Here is a 19751-nt window from a genome sequence, read left to right on the forward strand (position 1 = left end):
TGGTGGACGCAGCCTATCACGCCCCCTGCGGCCGCGGCGCCGCCCCCGGCCCATGCCGCTGCAGCAGCTGCGCGCACAGCGCCTCGATATCCTGTTCGCCGTGCGCGCCCACGGTGGCGCGCGCCGCCTCGCGCAGCGCGCAGTCGACGATGTGGTCGCCCAGCGCGCGGTAGCTCTCGAACTGGGCTTCGTCGAACCACTGGTCGGCGATGCTCTCGTGCGGATAGTCGGGATGCAGCTTGCGGTAGTTGAGCAGGTCGGCGTTCTCGTTGCCGACGATGGCTGGCTTCACGTACAGGAGCACGCCGTCGGCCGCGCCGCGGTCGGCCAGGCTGTAGCGGATGGTGCCGGCCGCACAGCTGGCGCCGCACATGCCCTTGTCGCCGAGCGCGCCCAGGCGCGAGACGTCGAGGTCGATGCGCACGTGCAGGTCGGTGGCGCAGCGCCGGATCGCGTTGCCCAGGTCTTCGAACGCCAGGTGGCGGTCGCTGCCCACGTCGACCGCGATCACCAGCCGGCAGCGGCGCCGCACCAGTTCGTAGATGCCGAGGTTGTCGAAGTGGCCGCCGTCGGTCAGGTGGACGTAGGCGGCGTCGGAGTCGAGCTGGCCGAACAGCTCGGACAAGAGGCTGAACAGGCCGATCGGCGGCGAAGCGCTGGTCCAGGCGCGGCGCGCCGGATTCGGGCACCAGCGCCCCAGGCGCACGTTGAACATCGTCATCAGGAAGTTCAACGGCGGCGACGAATGGGCGCCCATGTTCGGGCTGGCCGCGGCGCCGGACAGGGCCACCGCCATCCCGAGCCGCACGCCGGCGTCGTCGTCCAGCCCGACGCCGGAGCGCGAGGCATACTGGTCGGTCGGCCGGTAGCAGCCCGCTGGCGCGCCCGCGCCGCCAGGCGCCACGCTGGATTGCTCGTAACCGCACCAGCGCGGCGTGAAGGCGAACGAGGCGGTGCGCCGCGTCTGCCAGGCCAGCTCGGCGCCGCTGACCAGGTTCAGCGCGGTGTTCACGATCGGGTAGGGCCGCCCGTAGCGCAGCTCGGCCAGCAGCATGTCGTCGTTGGGATCGAAGCCGGTGAAGGGATGCGGCTGACGCGCGCGGTTGCCGGCGCCGAACCAGGCCCGCACCACCCGGTTGCGGTACAGCATATAGAGGGAAAACTTGTTGATGTCGACCCGCCAGCCGAGCAACAGGGCGGCGCCCAGGAAGGCGCCGAAGGCCAGCAGCAGGGTCGTGCCGTCCGTTGCCAGGGTGGCGTCGGCATGGGCGCGCAGCACGCAGGTCAGCCTGGCCCCGGGGCAGGCGATATGCGGCAGCGCCACCGTGACCTGCACCAGGCTGCTCAAGAGGGCGAAAATCCCGACCGTGAACACATAGGGCGCCAGCCGCGCGACCAGTTCGAGCTTCGGGTCGGGGGCGCCGCGCGCGCCGGTCGACATGCTGCTGCCGGCCTTGAGACCGAAGGCGGTCATCGCCAGCCAGCCGAGCAGGGTGCCCAGGTTCGACCAGGGCTCGTAGGTCAGCCAGGTCCAGTGCAGCAAGGGAGGAATGTAAAAGCAGGTGGCGTACACGGTCAACCACAGGAGGGCGAAGATCGCGGTCCAGGCGCCCTGGCGGCTCCACCATTCGCGGCTGGCGTCGCTGTACAGGCGGCCGACCAGGCCGATCATCAGGGTCATGGTGGCGGCGAACAGCGCCATCATGAGCGGCATGCCGAAGGTGGCGAGGGCGATCGCGTCGTTCAGCACGCGCTGGCCGGCGGGATCGGGCAGCACCGCCATCCCGCCCAGCAGCAGCAGAGTGCCGAGGGTGAGCGCGCCCATCGCGCACAGGAAGTGCGACAGGCCTTCGCCCAGTTCGGCGCGGGTCAGGTCGCGCAGCGGCGGGTCGGCGTGCAGCCGCGTGTAGATGGCCAGCCAGCCGGCCAGCGCCAGCAGCAGGCCGACCGTCCAGCACAGCAGCAGCGACAGGCGGGCGGCATCGGCCCGCAGCAGCGCCAGGATCCCGGGCGCGAAGGCGCGGCCGGCTTCCAGCAGCACCAGCAGCACGGCCGCCGCCCCTGCGGCGCACACGGTATAGCCGGTGCGGCGGTAGGGGCTGGAGCGGTCGTGGGCCAGGTACCAGCCGCAGGCCCAGACGATGAAGTAGACCAGGCCCGGCGCCAGCAGCCAGTGCCAGCGGCCCTCGAGCTGGGCTGGCAGGAAGGTCGACGGCGCCGCGCCGCCGTGGCGCCACAGGCCCAGGCTGCCGAGGAAGCCCGCCAGCAGCAAGGGGAGGTTGATGCACCACAGGACCGCGCCTTGCGACAGCGGAAAGCGGCGCATCCCGCGCGAGCTTTCGGGCTTGCTCGAAATCGACAGCGCGATGCAGAACACGGCGAACAGGAACAGCAGCACGCCGAGAATCCAGGCGATGTCGGCCAGGTGCGTCCAGGCTCCGCCAGGCGCGACCACGCGGTGCACGGCCCAGACGGTAAAGCGCGGCAGCAGCAGCAGGGCGCACATCCAGGCCACCAGCATGGCCAGGTTCAGGCCCGTGTTGCGCACATAGGTGCCGACCAGGGTCCAGGTGTCGGCGCTGAACATGCCGCCCTGCGGCGACAGGTAGTTGCTGTACTGGCGCAGGAAACGCAGCTCGGGCGCCTCGACGCTGCCGGCCTGCGGCGCCAGCATGGCTTCCACCTTGCCGATGTCGCCGCCGTTGGCGTGCAGGCATCTGGACAGCCAGCCGCCGACGAAGCCGCCGCCGGACACGGTGGACAGGTAGTCGATGTGGCGCAGCAGGCCGCAGCGCGCCAGCGCCTGCAGGGCGCCCAGGCTGAAGGTGGCGCTGCGCACGCCGCCGCCGGACAGGGCCAGGCCGGTCAGCATGCCGCCATGGGCGCGCCGCAAGAGGCGCTCGCGGTCGGGCGGCAGGGCGGCGTCCAGCGCTTCCTCGCGCATGTCGCCCGCCTCGGGGCGCAGCATGTCGAGTTCGTCGCGCAGCACCTCGCCGAACAGGTGGCCGGCGGCGGCGTCGAGGCAGCGCAGCAGGTCGCCGTCGATCTTGTCCGACGGCGCCAGGCCATGGCGCTTGCGCAGCTGGGCGAAGGCATCCTGCAGTTCGGCGACGGTGCGCGCCCCAGGCGGCGGATCGCAGCCGGCGGCGGCGAGCTTGCGCCGCAGGTCGTCGACCTGCGAGGGCGTCAGGTGGGTCAGGTCGCTCGGCAACATGGCTCGCTCCGGCTGGACGGGAAAGCGGCCGGGCCGGGCCGCCGGGTCAGTTCAGCACGGTTTGCAGGCGAGCGCCACCGTTTGGATCAATGCAGCGGGGTCAGGCCTTGTCGCTCTTGCCGCGCGCGCCGCGCCGGGCGGGGGCCGGATTGCCGTTGCCATTCTGGGCGTTGGCGGATTGGCCTGCGGACGCCTTGCCGGCGCCAGCGCCACCGGTCGCGGCGCCAGCCGCCGGGCTGTCGGCGCCGCCATCGGACGGTGCGCCGCCGGCCTTGTCCGGACTGGCGCTGTCCGGCGGCATCGCGCTGGCCACGGCTTGCCGGAACTGGTCTTGCAGCAGGTTCCACCAGGCGACGGCCGCCGGCATGGCGGCATGCGCGGCCTCGGCGCCCTGGGGCGGCTGCGCAGTCTCGGACGCCGGCGCGGACGGCGGCGGCGGCGGGGTGGCGCTGTCCGCGGGCCTGGCGGCGGCCTGCGCGGCCTGGGTGAAGAATTGCGCGAACGGCGCCATGGCGGCGTCGCTGGCGGCGCCGGTCTGGCTCATGGCCTGGGCCATGCTGTCGCCCATCGCCTTGAGCGTGGCCAGGGTGCCGCGCTGGATTTCGAGCGCCTGGATCGAGCCGCGCAGCATGCCCAGGTTGAGGTTGAGCCAGGACTCGACCGCCTTCAGGTCGGCGATCTTCTTGTCCAGGTCGTCGACCGACAGGCCGGCGCCCGGCATCGGCGTGCCGCCCATGCCGGGCATGGCGCCGGGGATGTTCATGCCGCCCCACAGGTTCTTGACGAATTCGAGCGTGTCGGTCATTCCAGGCATGGGCTGATTCAGCATGAGCGGTCTCCGTTGTTTGTGCGGCAAGCGTAGCAGATTACGCCCTCACAGGCCATGCAGCGCATCGGGCCGAAGACGCCGAGTTTGCGCTGGAACCAAAGCTGGATTAACTAATAGGAATATTGTCTATTGAGCAAAGTCCGTCCTTACGTTACGATGGAAAAGTTGCGCTGCACAAATTGCATTATGGCAATCAACCTTGGTGGTGAATCGGATGCTCATCGATGGCAGGCAGTTAGCACCAGACACGACACTGCAGACCGACGTCTGCATCGTCGGCACCGGCATGGGGGCGATTTCCGCGGCCCAGCCCCTGGTGCGCGCCGGACGCGACGTGCTGTTCGTCGAAACCGGGCCAATGACCGCGTCGCGCCGCGATCCGCCCGCGGTGCGCATCGAAAGCGTCGGCCGTCCGTTCGGCATTTCGACCAGTCGCGGGCTCGAAGTGGGCGGCGGCACCGCGTTCTGGCATGGCGTGTGCGCGCCGCTCGACGACGAGGATTTTCTCGAGCGCCCCTGGATTGCCCACAGCGGCTGGGCCATCACGCGCGGCGATCTCGATCCCTGGTATGCGCTGGCGCTGGACTTCCTGTGCGGCGGCCAGGACATGCCGCAGGACACTGCGGGCCACCACGGCGGCATGGCGCTCGGGATGGGCAATATGCTGGCTTCCAAGGCTTACCGCTACCGCTCGCCGCCGTTCAGGGGCAAGCCGATCCTGCGCGAATGGTGCCGCAACGGCAAGGCGCGCTGCGTGTACAACGGCACCGCGCTGCAGCTGCGGCAAAGGCATGGACGCACTCATGTCCTGGTCGTGGGCAGCGGCGCGCACCGGATCGAGGTCCGGGCCAACCGCTTCGTGATCGCGGCCGGCGCGCTCGAGACGCCGCGCCTCTTGCTCAATTCACTCGGCCAGCATGGCATGGCGCAGCCGCCGTCCTGGTGGCTCGGGCGCAACCTGATCGACCATCCGGCCGGCTACCTGTCGCAAGTCACGTTCCGCCAGCCGCTTGCCGGCAAGCCGAAGGCGCGCGCCAGGGGGGGCAAGGAAGACATCCAGGTCTTCCCGGGGCTCATGCTCAAGCGCGAATTCCAGCAGACCCACCGCCTGCCCAACCACGCGGTGTTCATCCGCAAGGGCATCAACCGGCGTCCGGTGCCGAATAAGGCGGTGATGTCCTTTCTCGGCGTGCGCGGGCCGCGCGACATCGGCCTGTCGCACATGGCGTCGCTGGTGCGCCACCCCTACATCCTGTGGCGCATCGCGCACCAGAAGCTGCCGCTGGGCCTGCGCTCGCACCATGGCGACCTGTTCTTCATGACCGAGCAGCTGCCCAACCCGCACAGCCAGGTCAGCCTGTCCGATCACGAGCGCGACCGCTACGGCATGCCGATCGCGCGCGTGCACTGGCAGCTCAGCAAGCAGGACATCGAGATGTTCACGCAGTATCACGAGCTGCTGATGGCCGGCTTTCGCGGGCACGGCGACGTGAGCGGCTGCCGGGCCGACCCGATGACGGGCTGGCGCGATACCTGCGCCTCCGCCGCCCACCACCTCGGCACGGCGCGCATGGCGACGACGCCGCAACACGGCGTCGTCGACGCCAACCTCAAGGTGTTCGGTTTCGAGAACGTGTGGGTGAGCGACGGCTCGGTGTTTCCGACCGCCGGCAGCGTCAATCCGTCGCTGACGATTTGCGCGCTCGGTCAGCGGCTCGGCAACCATTTGGCCGCATTGCGCTGATGGCGCGCCGCCGCTAGCCTGCGACCAGGGCGTCCCAGCCGCGCATGGCCATCCGCGCCACCGCCTCCAGTTCGGCGCGGCTGGCGCCGTCGCGCGCGTGGAGCGACATCCCGTTCTGGACGACCTGCACGAAGCGGGCGAGCGCGTCCAGGTCGACCGAGGCCGGAATCTCGCCGTTCGCGGCGCCCTCTTCGAGGCGGGTCCTGACGACCGTGCGCGGCGCGGCGCGCGCGGCGCGCGTCTGCTCGCACAACCCCTGGTGGCCCGCGGCGCCGATCACCGACAGGGTCGCCATGCAGCCGAGCGGGACGTCTTCGATGTCGCCGGTCAGGAAGGCGGCGGAATCCATCAGCCAGGCCTGGACCGCGTCGCGCGCGGTCGCGGCCTCGAGGAAGTTCTTCCAGCCCCAGGCATAGGTGGCGCCGTAATGGTTCAGGGCCTCGACGAACAACGCCTCCTTGGAGCCGAAGGCCGCGTACAGGCTGGGCGAAGCGATGCCCATCGCGGTGGTGAGGTCGGCGAGCGACGTGGCCTCGTAGCCCTTTTGCCAGAACAGTCGCATGGCCTTCGACAAGGCCGCCTCGCGGTCGAAGGCGCGCGGCCGGCCGCGGGCGCGCGTCGGCGGGCGCGCATTCGCGGCTGGTTCGGTCGCTTCTGCGTGGAGGGGGTGGTCGGGCGTTTGCATCGCGCACAGTATATGTCCGGCCGCAGGTCGGGACAACGCCGCACGCCGTTTCATCATATATATGTCGATCACTACAAAAATCAATTGACAGCGCGCCGGCCGGGCATCTACTATTTCTGTATCGATCAACACAGAAAAGGAATGTCATGAATAACTTGCAAGGGAAGCGCGCCATCGTGACCGGCGCATCGCGCGGCATCGGCGCCGCGATCGCCATCGAACTGGCGCAGCAGGGCGCCGACGTGGCGATCACCTACGAGCGTTCGGCCGAGCGGGCCCAGGAGGTCGTGCGCACCATCGAAGGCCACGGCCGCAAGGCGATCGCGATCCAGGCCGACAGCGCCGACCCGGCGGCGATCCGGCGCGCGGTCGACGAGGCGGCGCGGGTGCTGGGCGGCCTGGACATCCTGGTCAACAACGCCGCCATCGCCCGCTATGCGCCGATCGCCGACATCGCCGTGGAGGATATCGACGCCTTGCTGGACGTGAACGTGCGCGGTCCGATCCTGGCGGCGCAGGCGGCCATCCCGCACCTGGGCCAGGGTGGCCGCATCGTCACCATCGGCTCGGCCGGCGCCGACCGCATCGTGGGCGAGGGCGCCACCGTGTATTTCCTGACCAAGGCCGCGCTCAAGACCTTCACCAGCGGCCTGGCGCGCGAACTGGGTCCACGCGACATCACGGTCAACCTGGTGCAGCCGGGCTCGACCGACACGGACATGAATCCGGCCAACGGCGACTTCGCCGAATTCCAGAAGGCGCTGATCCCGCTGGGACGCTTCGGCGCGCCGCGCGACGTGGCGACGGCGGTCGCCTTCCTGGCCAGCCCGGCGGCGCGCCAGATCACCGGCGCCGTCCTCACCGTCGACGGCGGCGCGATTACCTGACGCTTCCCTGGCGGATAGGGTGGCGCCGTGCAGCGCTGGCCGTGCCCGCGCTACACTAGCGGTATGCCATCCGCACCACTCCTTCTTCCGCGTCGCCGCCGGCTGCTGCCGGTCGCGCTGGTGGTATTGCTGCACTGGATCGTGTTGAGCGTGCTGCTCGACGTGAACCTGTCGCTCCCGCGCCAGGCCGGGGAGGAGGGCGGACCGGCAACCCTGCTGGCGCAAGTCCTGCCGGCCGCCGCGCCGGCGCCTCCGCCGCCGCCCGCGCCGCTGCCGGTGCCCGATTCAGGACCGCCGCCCCTGCCCGTGATTCCCCCTCTGCCGGTCGAACTCGGGCTGCCCGCGCAGGCTGGCGACATCAGCCCGGACAATCACGCCGCGGCGGCCGATGGCGTGCGCGGAGGCGCCGGCGTCGAGCCGGTGGCGGCGCCTGCAGCGCCGGTGCCGCCGAAAACGGCCGCGCCCGCGCCTCCTGCTCCGGAAACGCCGGCGCCAGCGGCCGCGCCGGCCGCCCCGGCGGCGCCGGAGGTGCGCCGCTACAGGATCGACATGCCGCCTCCGGCCACGATCACGCTGGACGTCGCGCGTACCGACAAGGACGGCGCCGAATGGTCGGGCGAGGCCGTCCTGGCCTGGCAACTGAACGACGACACCTACAAGATCCAGGTCGAGGCCGGCATCCGGGTGGTATTTACGCGGGTCAACCTGGTGGTCTTGCACAGCGAGGGCGCGGTGGCCGCCACCGGCTTTGCGCCGATCAGGATGACGGAAAAGCGGCGCGGCCGTTCGCTCACGGCCACCCATTTCGACTGGGGCGAAAACAAACTGACCTTCTCGGCGTCGCAGGCGGTCTATCCGCTGGCGCCCGGCGCCCAGGACAAGGCCAGCATCCCGCTGCAACTGTCGGCGATCGCGCGCGGCGACGCCAAACAATTGAACGGCGATATCGACATCCTGGTCGGCGAAGACCGCGACGCCAGCGTTTACCGGTTCAGGGTGGTGGGGCAGGAAGAGATCGATACCAGGCTGGGCAAGCTGCAAACCTGGCGCCTGACGCGCCCGCCGCAGCCCGGCTCGTACAAGTCGACACTCGACATCTGGCTGGCCCCGCAACACGGCTGGTATCCGGTGCGGATTCGCAATACGGAGGCCAATGGAGCAGTAACCACGCAAACAGTGAATAATATCGTCTTGAACCATTCAGGATTTTGATATGCTTCTAGACAACATTCGAAAAGCCGGCGTGGTGTGCACGCTGGCGCTCGCCCTGGGCAGTGCAGGCGCCCAGGCCGCCAACCCAGCGCATCCTGCCGTCAAGCGCGCCTTCGAATTGCCGCCCTCGGCCGACCTGCACTATGACCTGAGCGCGCGCCAGCGCGGCCTGTCGCTCAAGGGCGACGCCACCGTCGCCTGGCGCGCCGGCGACGGCAAATACGACCTGCGGGTCGAATCGCGCGTGGCGATCCTCGGCACCCTGCTCGACAACCGCAGCCAGGGCGCCATCGACGAATTCGGCCTGGCGCCGGTGGAATTTTCCGAAAAGCGCCTGCGCAAGGACCCGACCTCGATCACCTTCGACCGTGGCGAAAAAGTCATGAGTTTCTCCGAAGGCGACAAGACCTATCCGCTCAAGGGCGGCGAGCAGGACCGTGTATCGATCACCTGGCAGCTGGCGGCCGTCGCGCGCGCCGCTGGCGACAAGTTCAAGCCGGGCTCGGAATGGCCGTTCTTCGTGGCCGGCCGCAGCAGCGCCGAAGCCTGGACCTTCAAGGTGGTCAAGCGCGAGAAGGTGAAGACCGGGCTGGGCCAGGTCGACGCCGTGCTGGTCAGCCGCGAGGCGCTGCCGGGCAGCCGCGACCAGAGCATCGAGGTGTGGCTGGCGCCCGCGCACGAATGGTATCCGGTCAAGATCCGTTTCACGGAAGGCGACAAGGAAACCATCGAGCAGACGCTCAAAAGCATTGCCAAGCCATAAGACACACTGTGTCTTTCCCGCAATTGTCGGCCCCCGGTCGGGGCCGGCAATCGTCAATCGCCCAGTCCAGCCTGTTATACTGACGCCCCCGCGAAGCCGGTCGGGCCTGTAAGTACGTGCATGACAATATTGTCAATATTGGCAGCGCAGGCCCGTCTCGACCGCGCACGAGAGACTGGTAACAACGATGATCGATCCCCTTGCCGGCGCGGCCCTCGCTGCCGACTCCCCGGCTTTAGCGCCGGAACTTGATCCGCTGCAAGCACACTTCCAGGAAGGCGTCGCTCCCGACGAAATCGAGCAAGTCTTCCACCTCAAGCGTGCCCAGCCGATGCTGTCGGCCTTCACGGCCCTGTTCCACGGCACCCAGGACGGCGTGCTGGTGCGCCTGCTCGTCCTGCGCGAACTGGCCGGCGACACCGCCACTTCGGCGTTCTCGCGCGCCGACATCAACCAGAAGCTGGCCTACCTGATCCCCGAGAGCCTGGAGACGGTGCTCAACCGCCTGCGCGGCCACGGCCTGCTGGCCTGGGACGCCCCGGCTGCCGTCTACCGCATCACGCCGCTGGCGCGCAACGTCCTGTCCGCGCTCGAGACCCTGCTGGCGCTGGGCAAGCCGGAAGACGACGACGCCGAGATGGGCTTCCTGCTGTCGCAGGTGGCCGGCGCCCAGGCGGTCGGCGGCGTGACTGTCGACCAGCTGAAGCACCTGCTGGGCCGCCTGATCGAGCTGACCGAGGAATTCCGCGACGCGATCGCCTCCGGCTCCGAGTTCCGCCTGCGCACCTCGCAGGCCAAGTGGCATATGGCCTGCGACTGGGTGGAGAAGGGCTCGGTCATCCTGCGCGCCATCACCTCGGACGAACGCGCCGATTCCGCCACCCATCGCGCGGCCCAGGCCATCGGCCGGGCCCAGAGCGCGCTGCTCAATATGCAGGGCATGTTCTCGCGTGCGCTGAACCAGATCGAGCGCCAGCGCGTGCACCTGGGCCAGTCCGGCCTGTCGACCACCGACGTCAAGCGCTGGCTGCTGGCCCATGAGGACCTGGCGAGCCTGGCATCGGATGCGATCGACCGCCCGGTGACGCCGCTGTTCGCCACCCCGGCCGAGATGATCGACGTGGCCGAGACCGAGCTCCTGGCCGAACGCGTGATCTCGACCGGTCCGAAAGGCCTGCCGAGCGGCCAGGATGCGCCGCTGACGATCAACGACAACCCGGCCATGATGGTCGAGCTGAACGACTGGATCAACAAGCTGGCCGACTTCGCCAACCTGGGCAACTTCCCCGAGTTTTCGGAAGTCGGCCCCCGTCGGGTGCAGCTGCATGAATCGCTGCTGCCGGCCAGCTTCGCCCTGGCGTCCTACCGCGCCTCGCTGCTGCCGCTGCTGGGCGACGCGGCCGAGGCCAGCCTGCAGGGCGCGACCGCCGACCTGGCGCGCCTGCCGCTGGCCTTCGAGGCCCAGGACCAGATGATCGAACTCGACGACCCCGAAGTGGCGGCCATGTCGCTCGCGACCCTCTCCCTCAATCTAGATCTACCTCCGGACGGCACGCCCACATGAATGACGATGCACAAATCCTGATCGCGCGCCTGCTGACGCACCAGACCCTGCGCCGCGACGACAAGATGGTCAAGCGCGCGCTGTCGGACGACCAGTTCCGCGCCGAAGTCGACAAGCGCCTGCTCGAATCGGGCCTCAAACTGCTCGATAACGTGTATGCCGACCACGTGACCGTGGCCCTGCACCGCAACGTCGAGCCGAAGATCTTCGGCGCCAAGGACATCTGGCAGAACAACAACTTCGGCCTGACCCGCGACGGCGTGGCCCTGCTGGTGGTGCTGTGGGCCCAGATCATCCTGCCCAAGCGCGAGCGCCAGGAAACCCACACCACGGTGGACGACGACCAGAACGACATGTTCGAGAAGGAGACGCCGATTCCGCGCGCCGAAGACGCGTCGATCGGCATCTCGTACACCGCGCTGCTGTCGGACTTCGGCGACAAGCTCGGCAAGAAGACCCGCATGGACATGAACCTGGGCGTGCTGTCCAAGCTCGGCTTCATCGAACGGCGCGGCGACGTGATCCTGGAAGGCCCGCTGCTGGACCTGATGATGGACACCGACGTGCTCAAGGAGCGCATCATCAACGGCGCGCTGTCCGAAGTCTTCAAGCGCGCGCCGCTGGCCGCCGCTCCGCGCAAGGTGGCCGTCGACGCTGAAGCCGCCAACGATGCGGTGGCGGTCGAGCAGCCGGATGCCACTGACGACGCAACCGATACCCCGAACTGAGATAGCCGATGTTCCACATTAAATCACTTGAACTGGTCCACTGGGATTACTGGCAGCGGATCAAGAACATCCCGCTGGACGCCAAGATCATCACGATCGCCGGCCAGAACGGCTCGGGCAAGACCACGCTGCTCGACGCGATGCGCACCCTGTTCGGCCTCGATTGCTCGATGGGGCGCACCTATAAGCACTATGCGCGCCACTCGGGCCAGCAAAGCGCCTGGCTGCGCGCCGTGGTCGACAACAAGCCGATCGGACGCCAGCTGTCGAACCGGCCGTTCCGCCATTCGGGCTTCTTCTCGGACGACGAGGTGACCTTGTTCTGCCAGGTGCAGAAGAACGGCGGCGACTGGAAGCGCCAGTACCTGATGCGTCCGGGGAACGTCGAGATCGAGGAAGTGACCGAAGCCACCGACTGGCTGGGCGTCGAGAACTACCGTAAACGCCTGGCGTCGGCCGGCCTGTCGCCGGCGATGTCGAAGGTGCTGGCGCTGGAGCAGGGCGAGACCGACAAGCTGTGCGAGTACGCGCCGCGCCAGTTGCTGGACCTGGTGTTCCAGGTCTTCGGCGACAAGGAAGTGCTGGACGCCTACGACGAAGCCAAGCGCCACCAGCGCGACACCGAGGTCGAGCTGAAGCGCTTCGAAACCGAACTCGAGACCTCGCGCACCAACCTCGAGGGCTTGCGCCTGCGCGTGGCCAACCACCACCAGTGGTCCGACCTGAACAAGGAAAAGCGCGAGCTGCAGGAAGAAGTGCTGCCGGCGCTGCAATACCACGAGGCGCGCGAAAAGGCCGCCAACAACAGCCGCATGCTGCGCGAGGCGAAGAAGCCGCTGGTGCAGGCCGACGGCCAGCTGGCCGAGAAGCGCAGCCAGCTGGCGGCGCAGCAGCGCGCGCTCACCGAGGCGCAGAAGCAGGAAACCGAACTGGAGCTTGAAGCCGGCCAGCTGGCCAAGCGCCTGTCCGAGGTGAACACGCGCCTCAAACCCCTGGAAAGCCTGCTCGAGCAGCGCGACCGCCTGCAGAAGCTGGCGGCGGACGCCGGCGCCGACATCGCTGAAGTAGCCAAGCAGCTCGAAGAAAAAGAAGCCGAGCTGGCGCGCCAGAAGAGCGCGCGCGAAGCCGTGTCGAGCAAGATCGCGGGCGAGATGGCGACCATCTCGGCGCTGCAGGGCAAGACCTCGATGCCGGAGCCGGAAGCGCAGCGCCTGATGCGCCGCGCGCTGCGCGACGAAGGCATCGCCCACGCCATGCTGTCGGACATCGTCGAAGTGACCGATCCGAAGTGGCAGGGCGCGGTCGAGGGCGTGCTGGGCGGCTATGCCTCGGTGGTGCTGCTGGAGAACGCGAAAGATGCGCCGGCGGCCTACCGCCTGGCCGAGAAGGAACGCTATCGCCACTTCATCGTGCCCGACTGCGTCAACGCGCCGGTGGTGAAGGACGACAGCCTGCTGTCGGTGGTGCGCTTCTCCAGTAAAGCGCCAGGCTGGCTGATCGACCAGCTGGAACGCATCGAGCGCGTCGACTCGGTCGACGAAGGTTTCAAGAGCCGTTCGGACGAATGGATCACGCCGGACGCCTACCACCGCGAACGCCGCGGCGGCCGCTCGCTGTTCGTCGAGGCCTCGCGTTACCGCTTCGGCGCGGCCGGCAAGACCCAGCGCCTGGAAGCGATCCAGAAACTGATGCCGGCGCTGGAAAAGCGCGAAGACGAGCTGACCCTCGCCATCTCGAAGCTGGCCGCCGAAGTGGGCGGCCTGAAGGCGCGCATCGCCGGCGTCGACGCCGCCAAAGAGCTGTCGGCGCGCCAGGAAGAGTTCGAAGAAGCCGCGCGCGCGATTGCGCCGCTCAAGACCGAGCGCCTGGAAGTCGGCGCGCGCCTGGGCGAGCTGCAGACCCTGAGCAAGAACGCCACGGTGGCGCGCACCCGCGCCGACACCGTGTGGCAGAACGCGCGCATGGCGCTGTCGGAAGCCGAAGCCGGCATGCGCCTGAACCATCGCCGCCAGATCGAGCAGCGCAGCGAGCACGCCAAGGCGCTGCTGGAACTGCGCCGCGGCTGGCGCGCGGTGCCGGTCACCTGGAAGAACCCCAACTGGCGCGGCGACCTGGTAGCCAAGCACCAGAACGCGCACCAGGTCAACCTGCGCCTCGGTTCGCTCGAGCATTCGCTGGCGCGCGAGGACTGGGAGCTGGACCCGACCGTGATCGACCAGTATGCGCGCCTGCACGAACAGCTGGAAGCCCGCCAGAGCGAGACCGAGGAGCGGCGCTACCAGAACAACCGCGCGATCGAGGCCACCGGCAATGCGCGCGGCGCCTACATCGAGCGCCTGCGCTACACGATCAAGACCTATACCAAGAACATCCGCGAACTGGGTTCGCTGGCCGGCATCGACGTGCAAGCCGACCCGGTGCGGCTGGAGAACGACGACGTGCAGCTGGCCCAGGCCGGCCTGCACGTGCGCTTCAAGTTCGACGGCAAGGACCAGATCGGGATGAACGACGGCGAGGCCTCGGGCGGCCAGCAGGTGATGAAGTCGCTGGTCTTGCTGATCGGCCTGTTGAAATCGGAAGAAGGCTCGGGCGGCTTCGTGTTCATCGACGAACCGTTCGCGCACCTGGATATTCGCAACATCCAGCTGGTCGGCGAGTTCCTGAAGAACACCGACGCCCAGTACCTGATGACGACGCCGCTGACGCACAACACCGACGTCTACGATCCTTCTGAACTCACGCTCATCACGAGCAAGAAGAAGAAGGACATGCAGTGGGCGCAGCCGATCTTCGTGCTGCAGCGAAGGAAGGACGAGGCGAAGGCCGCATAAACAAGAAAGGGGCCATCGGCCCCTTTCTTCTTGCATCATCCTGGTTGGATCCTCACACCTGGTCGATCGCCTTGCGCACCCGGCGCCGCCAGCGCAGCAGCGCCGCCGAGTAGTAGCCGAAATAACCGGCCGTGATGCCCACGCACAGCATGGTGAGCGGGCTGTCGGTCAGGCGTGGGGTAGGGATGCCCTTGCCCTGGTTGGCATACACCTCGATGCCGATGTACAGCAGGCGCGCCACCAGGATCATGGCCATCACCAGCCCCAGGCGCGCGGGCGGCGTGAAGAAGTAACCCTGCGGGGTTTCCTCGAACCGGGTCAGCTTCAGTCCCCAGACGGCATAGCCGATGCCGCCGCCGGCGCCGACCAGCAGCGCCGCCAGGTTGTAGGGCGTGTCGAACAACTGCGCCAGCGGCACCAGGATCATCGCGCCGAATACCAGCACGCCGGTGTAGTGGCGCGAGACGATCGAGCGCTGGCGCTGCATCTGCGTCTTGATGCGGCTGTAGATGCGCCACACCAGCAGCGGGGTCAGGACGAGCAGGGCCAGGGTGGTGATCGAAAATTCCATGTGCGGCGCGAAGGCTGGGTTCGGGAAAAACCGCATTGTAGCCCACTGCCGGCGCGCGCCGCGCCGCCGGGCCGCATGATAAGGTAGCCCGAACCGCATTCCAGCAAGGAGACGCATCATGCACGCCGCCCCTCATGCCGTCCATCGCCTCACCCGGGTGCCGCCCTACGCGCCCATCCACGCCCACCGCGCGCCCGACCCGGCGCCGATCGAGGAACCGATGCCCGAGCCCTTCGACACCCCGCACCCGCACCACCAGCCGGTGCACCTGCCGCACGACGAAGAACCGGTGCCCGATCCCAAGCCGAGCTGAGTCGGAGCGCGTCCCGGATGAGCGTGCTACCATGAAGCAATAGTTGCACTCTCTTCCCGACGTAATGAAACACCGACTCTTCCTGTTCGACCTCGACGATACCCTGCTCGATTTCCGCGCCTCCGAACAGCGCTCGTTCATGCGCACCATGGAGCAGCTGGGCGTGCGCGAGCAGGTCGGCGCCTTGTTCCAGCAATACCAGGCGACCAATCTCGCGCTGTGGCGCCTGTTTGAACAAGGCGCCGTCACCAAGGATTTCCTCAAGGTCGAGCGCTTCCGCAAGACCTTCGCGGACAACGGCATCGAGATCGATCCGCAGCGCGCCAGCGACCTGTACGTGGAATCGCTGGCCGACACCGTGGTGCTGGTCGACGGCGCCGCCCAGCTGTGCGACACCCTGGCCGGCATCGGCGAAGTGGGCATCATCACCAACGGCGCGCACCAGATCCAGCACCGCCGCATCGCCAGCTCGGGGCTGCAGCCCCACCTGTCCTTCGTCGCCACTTCCGAAGCCTGCGGCTTCGCCAAGCCCGACAGCCGCTTCTTCGAGTTCACCAGCAAGATGGCGCGCAGCTTCGCCAAGCACGAGACCGTGATCGTCGGCGACCGCCTGGACGCCGACATCCTCGGCGCCAACCGTTTCGGCATCGAGAGCTGCTGGTTCAATCCCGGCCGCCTGGCCAACGACTCGCAGGCGATCCCGAGCTGCGAAGTCGCCAGCCTGCACGATATCGTCGCTTCATTGCGCGGCCTGGCCGCCTGAGCGGCACGCATGGCTTCCGGCCGGGCCCGAGCGCGCGCCCGGCCGGAAGCCATGCGTGCCGCTCGACCAGGCGATCGCGAAGCCGAGCGCCGCCAGCGCCGCGGTCGACCACGGGAACGAGGCGGCGCCCCAGCGGTCGAGCAGGAAACCGCCGAGCAGGCCGCCGCCCGCGATCGCGCCATTCCAGGCCACCACGTTCATCGACGGCGTCGCGCTAGCGCGGGCGCCGCTTCATTCCGCCAGGCCGCCGGCGACCCGGTTGCGGCCCGCATGCTTGGCGTCGTACAGATGCCGGTCGGCGTGTGCGATGAGCTCTCCCGGGTCGGCATCGCCGCCGGAAGCCCGGACCAGCACGGCGGCGCCGATGCTGGCCGTGACGACGCCGGCCGGCGAGTCCTGGTGCGGCAGCTGCAGGGCCTGGATCTCATGGCGCAGCCGTTCCGCCACCGCCATCGCGCCGGCCAGTTCGGTATCCGGCAGGATCACCGCGAATTCCTCGCCGCCGTAGCGTGCCGGCAGGTCGCGGTTGCGGTTGACCTGGGCCGCCAGGATGCGGGCCACCTCGCGCAGGCAGGCGTCGCCGGCCGGATGGCCGTAGCGGTCATTGAATTTCTTGAAGTAGTCCACATCCAGCAGCAGCAGGGCGGTCGGGGTGCCGGCGAGCCGCGCATGGCGCAGCTCGTGCGCGAGCACGTCGTCGAAGCGGCGCCGGTTGGCCAGCCGCGTCAGCTTGTCGGTATGGGCCAGCTCCTGCAGGCCGAGATTGTCGCGCCGCAGGTCTTGCGAATAGGCGCGCAGCTTCTGGTCGAGCCGGTCGCGGATGATGAATTGCCGGATCAGCTTGCGGGCGAAGACGGCGAACGTGGCGGCGATCAGGAGCACCGCCGCGCCGATCAGCAGGCTCGCCCGTTTCCAGGGGCCGAGCAGCTCGGCCCTGGTCTGGCCGACGGCGATCACGAAGGCGAAGTCGTCGACCCGCCGGTAACTGTACAGCCGCTCGATATTGTCGATCCGGGCGACCAGGAAGTCCGAGCCGACCGCGTTCTCCTTGACGGCCTTGAACACCACGCCGCCCGCCAGGTTGGTGCCGATCAGCTTGTCGTCGAAAGGGCGGCGGTAGACCACCGTGCCGTCTTCCAGCGCCAGCAGCACCGTGCCGGTCTTGCCGACGTCCAGTTCGTCGTAGATGCGTTCGAAGAAATTCACCTTCAGGGTCACCAGCGCCACGCCGGCGAAGCTGCCGTCGGGGTGGTCGATGCGGCGCGAGATCGGTAGCACCCAGACCCCGGTGGAGCGGCTCCTGACCGGATGACCCACGTAGATCTTGCGGCTGGCATGGGTGCGGTGATATTCGAAATAGGCGCGGTCCGAATTGTCGCCCTGGCGCGTGCCGGTCAGCGAAGACGCGAGCCAGCGGCCGTCGGCGGCGAACACGAAGATCCCGTGCAGCTCGGGCGTGGTCCTGGTCAGCACGACCAGGTGGGCTTGCAGCCGCTTCAGCGCGGCCGCGTCGGTGCCGTCGTGCTCCACCCGTTCGACCACGTTCGCCAGGGCCATGGTGGTGGCCTTCATCGCGGTCTCGACCTGGACGCCGACCATGCGCGCCACGTTCGAGGTCGCCACTTCGGTCTGCTGGATCTGCGTGTGCCGCGACGACCAGATGAACCAGGCCGCGAACGCGACCAGCAGGCTGCAGCCCAGGGCGGTGGCCGCCACCACCAGGCGCACGACCGGGCGCCGCTTGCCGCTCAGGCGTTCGACGTGGTTATCCAGGCTGTCGGTGGAAGAATTCAATGCGCCTCGCCAAAACAGGGTTGCGATGCATAAGGTAGCAATGCTGTCCAAAAATTGTGCCATTAGAAAGAAAATCCTGTCGCCGGACTGCGCCGGCGCGCCCCCGCTTGCCTGATCCTGCGCAGTTGTTGCCTTTTCTTTTCGTGCGGCTCGTGTGCACGGGACGCTTGGTCTACATTCCCGGCAATACCCCATTCCACACAGAAGGAGTTCGCCATGACGACCGGCCCCGATCCATCCATCCCGACTGCCCATGGCGCACAGGTCAACCGGCGCGAGTTCGTGCTGTCGGTGCTGTCGGTCGCCGCGGCGAGCGGGGCCGCCAACGCCGCCCCGGCCCAGGCCCAGCCTGCGGATGCCGCGCCGGAAGTCCACGCCGGCGGCGTCCCGCTCAGCTTCGTGGTCAACGGCCAGCAGCGCGCGCTGACGGTCGACCCCAGGACGTCGGCGCTCGACCTGCTGCGCGAGCGGCTGGCGCTCACCGGCGCCAAGAAGGGCTGCGACCACGGCCAGTGCGGCGCCTGCACCATCCACGTCGACGGCCGCCGCGTCGTGGCGTGCCTGACGCCGGCGCTGCAGCTCGAGGGCCGCCGGGTCGACACCATCGAAGGCCTGCAGCGGCCCGACGGCAGCCTGCACCCGATGCAGCAAGCCTTCATCGACCACGACGCCCTGCAGTGCGGTTACTGCACCCCGGGCCAGATCATGGCGGCGATCGCCTGCGTGGGCGAGGGTAACGCGGGTTCGCCGGAACGCATCAAGGAGTACATGAGCGGCAACCTGTGCCGCTGCGGCGCCTACAACGGCATCGTGGCCGCCATCGGCCAGGCCGCCGGCGAGATGGGAAAGGCGTGAACCATGCGTGAATTCACCCTGATCCGTGCGCGCTCGCCCGAGCAGGCCGTGCAAGCGATGGCCGCCTATCCGGAAGCGCGCCTGATGGCCGGCGGCACCACCCTGTACGACTTGATGAAGCTGGGCGTCGAGCGTCCGCCCGCCATCGTCGACATCAACGCGATCGAACAATTGCGCGCCTTCGACACGTCCGGCGCGCGCGAGCTGGTGTTCGGCAGCCTGGCGCGCATGAGCGACGTGGCGGCCGACCCGCGCCTGGTCAAGGAGTATCCGGCGCTGTCCGAGTCGCTGTGGCGTGCAGCTTCGCAGCAGCTGCGCAATATGGCCAGCCTGGGCGGCAACGTGCTGCAGCGCACGCGCTGCGCTTATTTCCGCGGCGGCGAGCCGTTCGCCTGCAACAAGCGCACGCCGGGCAGCGGCTGCGCGGCGCTCGGCGGCATCGACCGCGGCCACGCCCTGCTGGGCACCAGCCCGAGCTGCATCGCCACCTATCCCGGCGACTTCGCCGTCGCCCTGGTCGCCTTCGACGCCGTGCTCGACGTGCTGGGCCCGGACGGCGTGCGCAGCATCCCGGTCGAGGCGCTGCACCGGCTGCCGGGCGACCGGCCCGACCTCGAGACCACCCTGGCGCCAGGCGAGATCATCACCCGCATCCGGGTGCCGGTCACGCCGCTCGGGCGCGCCTCGACCTATCACAAGATCCGCGACCGCGAATCGTATGCCTTCGCCCTCAGTTCCGCCGCGGTGGCCCTGACGATGAACGGCAGCCGCGTCGAACAGGCGCGCATCGCGCTGGGCGGCGTCGCCACCAAGCCGTGGCGCGCGCGCCTGGCCGAGCAGGGCCTGGCCGGCCGCGAACTCACGGTCGAGACGGCGCTGGCGGCCGGCTTCGCCGCCTTCGCGGATGCCAGGGCCGGACACCACAACGCCTTCCGCATCGAGCTCGGCGCCCGCACGGTGGCCGATGCGCTGATGATCGCAGCACAGAGGACTTGAGA

General features: G+C 68.6%; 17 protein-coding genes. 11 read left to right on the plus strand and 6 right to left on the minus strand.

Annotation, left to right across the window (positions count from 1 at the left end; all coding sequences use genetic code 11):
• Nucleotides 1–16: 16 nt before the first annotated feature.
• Both ABIB42_RS21785 and ABIB42_RS21790 read right to left on the minus strand, forming a co-directional pair.
• Nucleotides 17–3214: a patatin-like phospholipase family protein gene (locus ABIB42_RS21785; protein WP_429248985.1), complete on the minus strand. Its 3198-nt coding sequence runs from the start codon at nucleotides 3212–3214 to the stop codon at nucleotides 17–19.
• 100 nt (nucleotides 3215–3314) lie between these two features.
• Nucleotides 3315–4043 (minus strand): PhaM family polyhydroxyalkanoate granule multifunctional regulatory protein, encoded by a 729-nt coding sequence (locus ABIB42_RS21790; protein ID WP_429248986.1) that lies wholly within the window; start codon nucleotides 4041–4043, stop codon nucleotides 3315–3317.
• A 214-nt stretch (nucleotides 4044–4257) separates the two neighbouring features.
• Between ABIB42_RS21790 and ABIB42_RS21795 the strand changes: the two genes are divergently transcribed.
• The gene (locus ABIB42_RS21795; RefSeq protein ID WP_429248987.1) at nucleotides 4258–5787 is read left to right on the plus strand and encodes a GMC oxidoreductase; all 1530 of its coding nucleotides are present in this window, start codon (nucleotides 4258–4260) and stop codon (nucleotides 5785–5787) included.
• A gap of 13 nt (nucleotides 5788–5800) precedes the next feature.
• On the opposite strand, the gene ABIB42_RS21800 is transcribed toward ABIB42_RS21795, so the two are convergent.
• On the minus strand, nucleotides 5801–6472 hold the full coding sequence (locus tag ABIB42_RS21800) for a TetR/AcrR family transcriptional regulator (RefSeq protein ID WP_429248988.1): 672 nt from the start codon (nucleotides 6470–6472) through the stop codon (nucleotides 5801–5803).
• Nucleotides 6473–6618: 146 nt separating this feature from the next.
• Between ABIB42_RS21800 and ABIB42_RS21805 the strand changes: the two genes are divergently transcribed.
• The 6 genes from ABIB42_RS21805 to ABIB42_RS21830 all read left to right on the plus strand — a co-directional run bounded on the left by ABIB42_RS21805 (nucleotide 6619) and on the right by ABIB42_RS21830 (nucleotide 14457).
• Nucleotides 6619–7359, plus strand: coding sequence for an SDR family NAD(P)-dependent oxidoreductase (locus tag ABIB42_RS21805; protein WP_273028006.1), 741 nt, complete (start codon nucleotides 6619–6621; stop codon nucleotides 7357–7359).
• 63 nt (nucleotides 7360–7422) lie between these two features.
• Complete coding sequence (locus ABIB42_RS21810; protein ID WP_429248989.1) at nucleotides 7423–8571, plus strand: DUF3108 domain-containing protein; 1149 nt, start codon at nucleotides 7423–7425, stop codon at nucleotides 8569–8571.
• Between the two features lies 1 nt (nucleotide 8572).
• Nucleotides 8573–9334, plus strand: a complete 762-nt coding sequence (locus ABIB42_RS21815) for a DUF3108 domain-containing protein (protein ID WP_005663125.1) — start codon at nucleotides 8573–8575, stop codon at nucleotides 9332–9334.
• Nucleotides 9335–9521: 187 nt separating this feature from the next.
• Nucleotides 9522–10898: a hypothetical protein gene (locus ABIB42_RS21820; protein WP_005663124.1), complete on the plus strand. Its 1377-nt coding sequence runs from the start codon at nucleotides 9522–9524 to the stop codon at nucleotides 10896–10898.
• Nucleotides 10895–11626: a hypothetical protein gene (locus ABIB42_RS21825; RefSeq protein ID WP_005663123.1), complete on the plus strand. Its 732-nt coding sequence runs from the start codon at nucleotides 10895–10897 to the stop codon at nucleotides 11624–11626. The genes ABIB42_RS21820 and ABIB42_RS21825 overlap by 4 nt, the downstream gene beginning before the upstream one ends.
• 8 nt (nucleotides 11627–11634) lie before the next feature.
• Nucleotides 11635–14457: an ATP-binding protein gene (locus ABIB42_RS21830; RefSeq protein WP_005663122.1), complete on the plus strand. Its 2823-nt coding sequence runs from the start codon at nucleotides 11635–11637 to the stop codon at nucleotides 14455–14457.
• 52 nt (nucleotides 14458–14509) lie between these two features.
• Here the strand turns inward: ABIB42_RS21830 and ABIB42_RS21835 are convergent, their stop codons facing one another.
• Nucleotides 14510–15028, minus strand: a complete 519-nt coding sequence (locus ABIB42_RS21835) for a hypothetical protein (protein WP_005663121.1) — start codon at nucleotides 15026–15028, stop codon at nucleotides 14510–14512.
• A gap of 118 nt (nucleotides 15029–15146) precedes the next feature.
• Between ABIB42_RS21835 and ABIB42_RS21840 the strand changes: the two genes are divergently transcribed.
• Both ABIB42_RS21840 and ABIB42_RS21845 read left to right on the plus strand, forming a co-directional pair.
• Nucleotides 15147–15341, plus strand: a complete 195-nt coding sequence (locus ABIB42_RS21840) for a hypothetical protein (RefSeq protein ID WP_005663120.1) — start codon at nucleotides 15147–15149, stop codon at nucleotides 15339–15341.
• A 64-nt stretch (nucleotides 15342–15405) separates the two neighbouring features.
• Nucleotides 15406–16104, plus strand: coding sequence for a YjjG family noncanonical pyrimidine nucleotidase (locus ABIB42_RS21845; RefSeq protein WP_005663118.1), 699 nt, complete (start codon nucleotides 15406–15408; stop codon nucleotides 16102–16104).
• Here the strand turns inward: ABIB42_RS21845 and ABIB42_RS21850 are convergent.
• Nucleotides 16081–16305: a hypothetical protein gene (locus ABIB42_RS21850; protein WP_005663116.1), complete on the minus strand. Its 225-nt coding sequence runs from the start codon at nucleotides 16303–16305 to the stop codon at nucleotides 16081–16083. The genes ABIB42_RS21845 and ABIB42_RS21850 overlap by 24 nt on opposite strands.
• A 30-nt stretch (nucleotides 16306–16335) precedes the next feature.
• Nucleotides 16336–17898, minus strand: coding sequence for a diguanylate cyclase (locus tag ABIB42_RS21855; RefSeq protein WP_429248990.1), 1563 nt, complete (start codon nucleotides 17896–17898; stop codon nucleotides 16336–16338).
• 216 nt (nucleotides 17899–18114) lie between these two features.
• On the opposite strand from ABIB42_RS21855, the gene ABIB42_RS21860 reads away from it, so the two are divergent.
• Together ABIB42_RS21860 and ABIB42_RS21865 are read left to right on the plus strand one after the other, a co-directional pair.
• Nucleotides 18115–18753: a (2Fe-2S)-binding protein gene (locus ABIB42_RS21860; RefSeq protein ID WP_005663111.1), complete on the plus strand. Its 639-nt coding sequence runs from the start codon at nucleotides 18115–18117 to the stop codon at nucleotides 18751–18753.
• A 3-nt stretch (nucleotides 18754–18756) separates the two neighbouring features.
• On the plus strand, nucleotides 18757–19749 hold the full coding sequence (locus ABIB42_RS21865) for an FAD binding domain-containing protein (protein ID WP_005663110.1): 993 nt from the start codon (nucleotides 18757–18759) through the stop codon (nucleotides 19747–19749).
• Nucleotides 19750–19751: the final 2 nt, after the last annotated feature.

The sequence above is a fragment of the Massilia sp. UYP32 genome (assembly GCF_050434365.1).
In the GTDB taxonomy this organism is placed as follows: Bacteria; Pseudomonadota; Gammaproteobacteria; order Burkholderiales; family Burkholderiaceae_D; genus Telluria; species Telluria timonae.